The sequence below is a fragment of the uncultured Roseibium sp. genome, assembly GCF_947499295.1.
Classification (GTDB): domain Bacteria; phylum Pseudomonadota; class Alphaproteobacteria; order Rhizobiales; family Stappiaceae; genus Roseibium.
In genome coordinates, this window is sequence record NZ_CANMNP010000056.1 from 1 (window position 1) to 5,795 (window position 5,795).

4 protein-coding genes and 2 pseudogenes are annotated in these 5,795 nt (G+C 53.9%); 3 read left to right on the plus strand and 3 right to left on the minus strand.

The annotated features are described in order from the left end of the window. Nucleotides 1-145: 145 nt before the first annotated feature. Nucleotides 146-646: a DpnII family type II restriction endonuclease gene (locus Q0835_RS29165; protein ID WP_298966859.1), complete on the plus strand. Its 501-nt coding sequence runs from the start codon at nucleotides 146-148 to the stop codon at nucleotides 644-646. 112 nt (nucleotides 647-758) lie between these two features. Here Q0835_RS29165 and Q0835_RS29170 read toward each other — a convergent pair. The 3 genes and pseudogenes from Q0835_RS29170 to Q0835_RS29180 all read right to left on the minus strand — a co-directional run. Next, nucleotides 759-1,116: pseudogene (locus tag Q0835_RS29170) on the minus strand (TAXI family TRAP transporter solute-binding subunit); the annotation flags it as partial. Nucleotides 1,117-1,227: 111 nt separating this feature from the next. Next, on the minus strand, nucleotides 1,228-3,258 hold the full coding sequence (locus Q0835_RS29175; protein ID WP_298966862.1) for a TRAP transporter fused permease subunit: 2,031 nt from the start codon (nucleotides 3,256-3,258) through the stop codon (nucleotides 1,228-1,230). A gap of 98 nt (nucleotides 3,259-3,356) precedes the next feature. Continuing rightward, a complete protein-coding gene (locus tag Q0835_RS29180; protein WP_298966865.1) occupies nucleotides 3,357-4,367 on the minus strand; it encodes a TAXI family TRAP transporter solute-binding subunit in 1,011 nt (336 codons plus the stop codon). Nucleotides 4,368-4,540: 173 nt separating this feature from the next. Between Q0835_RS29180 and Q0835_RS29185 the strand changes: the two genes are divergently transcribed. Both Q0835_RS29185 and Q0835_RS29190 read left to right on the plus strand, forming a co-directional pair. Continuing rightward, nucleotides 4,541-5,221 carry an FCD domain-containing protein gene (locus Q0835_RS29185; protein WP_298966868.1) on the plus strand — a complete coding sequence of 227 codons (681 nt, stop codon included), beginning with the start codon at nucleotides 4,541-4,543 and terminating at the stop codon, nucleotides 5,219-5,221. Between the two features lie 311 nt (nucleotides 5,222-5,532). Continuing rightward, nucleotides 5,533-5,795, plus strand: a pseudogene (locus Q0835_RS29190) (transposase); the annotation flags it as partial.

Consider the following 5,795-nt stretch of genomic DNA (forward strand, 5'->3'; position numbering starts at 1 on the left):
TTGCCACCGCATATCTTGCCTTCGGGAACTTGTCGCGACGGGCATCATTGAATTTGTAAGGCATCGACAGTCGCTCGCGTCAGAGTGAACGTTGGAGATACTGCGGCGTGGCGATCCATGCAACAAGGCCGGCTTACGGGATGCGATGACTGCTGTCGTAAATGCGAAGCCCGTTTGGAGCGATATCCTGAAAGAGAGGCTTCGGTATGGACGCGGCAGTGCAGTCACCGGGCTGAGGCGGGGCCGTGAGCTCGAAGACTGGGCTGAAGAAATAGTTGGCGAAGTTTTCGGCGAAAATTATGAGGTCCGCTGCAGTTTCCAGGGACCGCGTCAACCAGCGAAATGTGATTTTGCTATTCCGGAAAAGCTTCAGCCACACATTTTAATTGAATGTAAGGGCTACGGCGCGACCGGTTCGAAGTTGACCGACATTATCGGTGATCTCGATGCAATCATTGAAGCGAAGCGACCGGATACGAATCTGCTGTTCGTCACCGGCGGATTGACGTGGAAAGCAAGACAAAACGATCTGCGCAAAATTGTGCAGCGGCAGAATGATGGGCGCATCACCCGGATTTATACGAAGCAGATGAGAGATCAATTCGTTGACGATCTGCAGACACTGAAAGCCGAGTTCGGAATATAACCAATTCCTAATATTGGCGCGAATGACATCATAGGCGCCACAGGGCAATGGTAGTATTCCGAGCTTGTGTGCCGCGCCGGAGAGTATCCAATATGCGCTTGCGACACTACCTCACAAAATGCATCGTCAACGACGGGATGGGAAAGAGCGCCCGGATTTCATCAAACTTAGGATCGCCTTTGCCTTCAAACATCGCCTTGCCACCTTGGGCAAGCTTGACGAGAACCGGTGGCGTGGTGAAGACATAATCGGCGCCTCGGGCCTTGGTCTCCATCACGTTTTGGACCGAACCCTGGCTCTCCTCAACGGTGACGATGATATCGCCGTTCGAGCCTGCCTTCATGGCTTCTGCTATCTGAACCGCCATCTGATAATTATGACGATGTCGTCTTCGCCGATTTATAAGTGATGCGGGTTTCGGCCGAGGCAATACCAGCGGCCAGACCGAACGAGATGAGTGTATTTTTCATATGTTCCTCTCCCTAGGGGTTTGGTGTTCGCGTTGGGCCGCGTTGGAGAGAGACCTTGTCACAGCCTCCTCGCTGAACAAAATATCATTTAATCCCTATTAACACCTTATATTATGATTGTTCAACTGGTTTTCCTAACCTTCGCCACTGAGTTAACAGGACTGGCAAAAGCAACGCTAAACCGATGGCCAGCGTCATGAGTCCAGGCGCTAAAAAGAGGAATGCGACAGCGCCGACCCAATAGCGTTCGAGCTTGTTCATCTGTGTCAGCCAGAATCCGGAAAAGGCGATACCGAGAGCAGCAATTCCCATCATCGCGCCGATGAGCGTAATTGTGAATTCAGCCCATGTGAAGCCGTCGGCGATCAGCAGCAGTGCAGGGGAATAGACGAAGACAAAAGGCACAAGTGCCTTGGCAATGCCCAGTCGGAATGCAGTGTTACCGGTCTTAAACGGATTTGAACCCGCGATGCCGGCGGCAGCGTAGGCGGCGAGTGCGACGGGTGGCGTAATGTCTGCCAGCACGCCGTAATAAAACACAAAGAAGTGAGCAACGATGGGTTCGACTTGAAGCTGCGCCAGGGCAGGGGCCGCAACCGCCACCAGAATGATATAGGTCGCTGTTGTTGGAATGCCGGCACCCATGATGATACAGGCAATGGCAATCAGCAGGAGAGAGAAGAAAAGTGCCCATTGGGTGATCGTAAAGAGAGACAGCGGCCAGACTGCTGACGTGATGGCTCCCAGATCGCTGGCCGTTTGCACCACGACATAACCGAGGCGGAAGCCGACGCCGGTGAGCGTCACCACTCCGACAACAATGCCAACGGTAGCAGCTGCCGCGCCGACCGAAATCGTACTCTTTGCGCCGATCGCCAGAGCGTCCCAAAGGTCCATTAGGTTGAGGCGATTGACACGGTTCAAAAAGCCAACAACCACACAAGCGATGATGCCGTAAACGGCCGCAAAATCAGGGGTGCGCCCGGATAAGATCAGGTAGACCAGTATGATGAGCGGAATGATCGCCAGAAAATGCTCTTTCAGAACAATGCCAAGCTTTGGCAGCTCGTCGGCGTTGAGACCCCGCAAGCCGAGTTTGCGAGCCTCCAGATGCACCATGATGAAGATCCCGAAATAGTGCAACAACGCGGGAAAGAGGGCTGCGGCGAGCACATCGCGCAGTGGTATTTCAAGATACTCCACCATGATGAAGGCAGCCGCGCCGAGGATCGGAGGCGTTATCTGACCTCCGGTTGATGCGGTGGCCTCGACTGCACCGGCGAAATGAGGCGGATAGCCTACTTTTTTCATCGCCGGAATTGTCAGGGCACCGGTGGTCACAGTGTTTGCGATCGATGAGCCGGATATCGTTCCCATGAAGGCCGAGGAGAATATGGCAACCTTTGCTGGACCACCGGAATAGCGGCCCGCAACCACCATGGCCAGGTCAATGAAGAGTTTGCCAAGACCGATCCGCGTCGCAAGAACACCAAACAGGATGAACAGAAATACATATTGCGCCATGACACCAATGGCGATGCCGTAGATGCCCTGGTTGGTCATGTAGAGATGGTTCACCAGTCCGAGCCAAGACGATCCACCGTGTTTGAGCGCGCCAGGAGCCCAGGGACCGAAAATTGCAAAAAGAATGAAGATGATCGCTATGATCGGGAGAGTTGGGCCTACCGCGCGTCTTGCTGCCTCAAGTGTTATGAGAATGAGGGCGGTGCCGAGAAATACGTCGGAATTCGAGGGGTTCCCGATGCGCTCTGATACGATCTCCGGCGGCAACAGAGGCAGGTAAAGCGCTGCGCAAACAGCGAGGAACGCAAAAATGTAGTCAAGGATGTGGACGCCCTGAGGCCGATACCACACCGCCTGACCCAACACGCTCTCGGTTGTTCTGCGCCAGCCAAATAGCAAAAAGACAAGTCCTAGAACGAAGGACAGATGGATACCGCGATGAAGGAGTTCTCGGATCAGTCCAAATCCGGAAGCGTAGAAGTGATAAACCGACATTGCGACCAATATGGCCGAGATCGCGATGGTCAAATTGCGCCCGGTGAGACGGAAGGCCATTTCGCGATCATATTCTCGCTCAATGCGTTCCAGCTCCGCCTGGCTTGGCGTCCTCTGTTCCATTCAATTCCTCCCACAAAAGCTGATCTTTTGTTTCTCTTGTAAAAGCGGCGCAGGTGCAATCACGCACCTGCGCCGAGCCCCCCAGCCTGTGGCCCGCCTTATTTCATTAAACCTGCTTCTTTGTAGTAACGCTCAGCGCCCGGGTGCAGCGGCACACCAACACCGAACAGCGCAGTATCAGGCGTGATCGTCTTCCCCTTGGCATGTCCGACATCCAGAAGACGACGGCTTTCCTCGTTCCAGAGCGCCTTGGTGATCTGATAGATCAGCTCCTCTTCTTCGTTCGCATTTGTGAACCACTGCGCGCCAACCGATACTGTTGGCGTGGCCGCAACACTCTCATAGGCGTCGGCAGGGATTTCGGAAGATGCAAAGAAACCGTATTTTGAAACCAGCGCGTCGGCGCCTTCACCTGTGATTGGCACCAGTTTCATATCTGCTGCTGATGCAAGTTCGACAAGTGCGCCACTGGGGTAGCCAGCAACAACAAACAGCGCGTCGAGCTTCCCATTGCGCAAAGCTTCGGTGGCGGCGCCACCCTTGAGGTTCTCTTCGGTGATGTCACTGTAGGTCAGGCCATTGGCCTCCATGATAAGACCAGCATCCACGTAAGTGCCTGAGCCAGGCTCATCGACGGAGACGCGCTTGCCTTTCAGGTCTGCAACCGAATTGATGCCGCTGCCTTCAAGTGTCACCAGGTGAATGTGTTCTTCAAAGAGGGCAGCAATGGTGCGCAGGTCCTTGGCAGGTTCCTTTCCCTCCTGCGTGCCCGTTCCGGTGTAGGCCCAATAGGCAACATCTGACTGAGCGAAACCCGAATTTCGCAGCCCCGAGATGATGGCGTTGACGTTGTCGACCGAGCCGCGAGACGAAACCGCTGAAGCGATCAGCCCTTCAACACCGCAGGAACCGCCCTCGCCACATTCGCGAGAACCCGGCGGTTTTGAAATCGCATTTGCGATAACCCCTCCGACCGGATAATAGGTAAAGGAAGTACCACCGGTACCGATGGTGAAAAACTTGATATCTTGTGCGAAGGCAGCTGTTGTGATGCCTCCGATGAGAGCGCCCAGGGCAGCGGCTTTCAGCGTTTTAGAGAAAAGTGACATATGATGTCCTCCCATGTTATCTACAATTCCCTGAAATAGCGTGAAACTGCTGGGCCGGTCAATGTTTATCTTATATATTGCCTAATTATCTTATTTTTTTGTGCTACCGCTCGTTTCGCAGCCCTGCTAGGTTAACACAAGACAACCATCTGAAAGACTTGAGGTATCGGCACATGGGGGGAAAAAACTCGATTATCAGCACATTGGTAGATGAACTGAGAAGGGACATCTCCCTCGGAGTGCTGGAGCCGGGGCAAAAGCTCCAAATTGAGGCAATCCGCTCTAAATATGGTGGTGTTAGCGCACCATCTGTCAGGGAAGCATTGTCAACTTTGGCCGGCGAAAAATATGTGAGCGGTGTCGATCAACGAGGGTTTTTTGTCGCCAAAGTATCCGTCGAGGAACTTGCGGATCTGACGCGGGTTCGCGCTGAACTCGAGCGCCTTGCTCTGTTGTGGTCAATAGACCGTAGCGATCGGGCATGGCGTGCCTATGTCGTTGCAAAACACCATATCCTACGGGAAGTGGAAGGGGAATTTTCCACATCGATGGCGGCTTCGATCCTGGATTGGGACGAGGCTAATAAGGAGTTCCACCTGGCGCTAACGAGGAATTGCGGCTCGCCGTCTTTGATTGAACTTATCAAGAACCAGTATGATTTGACCCGTCGGTACAGACTGATGGCTTACAGCAAGATCGTGGAATCAAAACGCCGAATGGACTGGCTTGAACGCAGCATAGTCGAGCATGAGGCCATCAAGGAATCCGTTTTGGAAAGCAGGAGTGAGGTGGCCGGCAACGCACTCGTAGATCATATTACCAAGGCGCAGTCGGACCTTGAGGCTTCTCGGTGAAACCTGTTCTTGTCGGGTGCAGGTTCGTAAGCCGTTAGTTACGCTCGCTTATCAACGCGCGAATTTTGCTTTTCACAGCTTCACAGTTTGGTGATGCGTTTTGCTTTGGAGCGGCCAGTAGCGCCTCGAGGATCCCGGTAAGTCGTCTGTCCAGGGCTCGGATGTCTGAAAAATCCACGTCAACCTCAACATGTTTGCCAATCTGACGAACGCAACGATGACAGTCCTCAAGCAATCCGGTGATGCCAGAGGTGGTCGCGAGATTTCGGACCAGTTGCTAAGCTGTAGCGACTGACGAAGGAATACCCCAGATGACGAGGCGGAAACGCTATTCGGCGGAGTTCAAGGCCAAGGTTGCGCTTGAAGCCATCCGTGAAGAGTTGACGACGGCCGAACTGTCCAAAAAGTACGGCGTCCATCCGACCATGATCAGCGGATGGAAGAAAACGGCAATTGAGAACATGGCATCGGCATTTGGCGGCGCGGCGTCGGCCGAGCCGACAATTCCTGGAGACGCCTTGGTACGGCTCGCGTCAGATGGCCCGCCACATGCAGCGAGAGGGCCACAGATGCG

What these genes read in the sequence shown, in the direction of transcription:
- Q0835_RS29165 (WP_298966859.1), top strand. Translation starts at nt 146, where the DNA reads ATGACTGCTGTCGTAAATGCGAAGCCCGTTTGGAGCGATATCCTGAAA.
- Q0835_RS29175 (WP_298966862.1), bottom strand. Translation starts at nt 3,258, where the DNA reads ATGGAACAGAGGACGCCAAGCCAGGCGGAGCTGGAACGCATTGAGCGA.
- Q0835_RS29180 (WP_298966865.1), bottom strand. Translation starts at nt 4,367, where the DNA reads ATGTCACTTTTCTCTAAAACGCTGAAAGCCGCTGCCCTGGGCGCTCTC.
- Q0835_RS29185 (WP_298966868.1), top strand. Translation starts at nt 4,541, where the DNA reads ATGGGGGGAAAAAACTCGATTATCAGCACATTGGTAGATGAACTGAGA.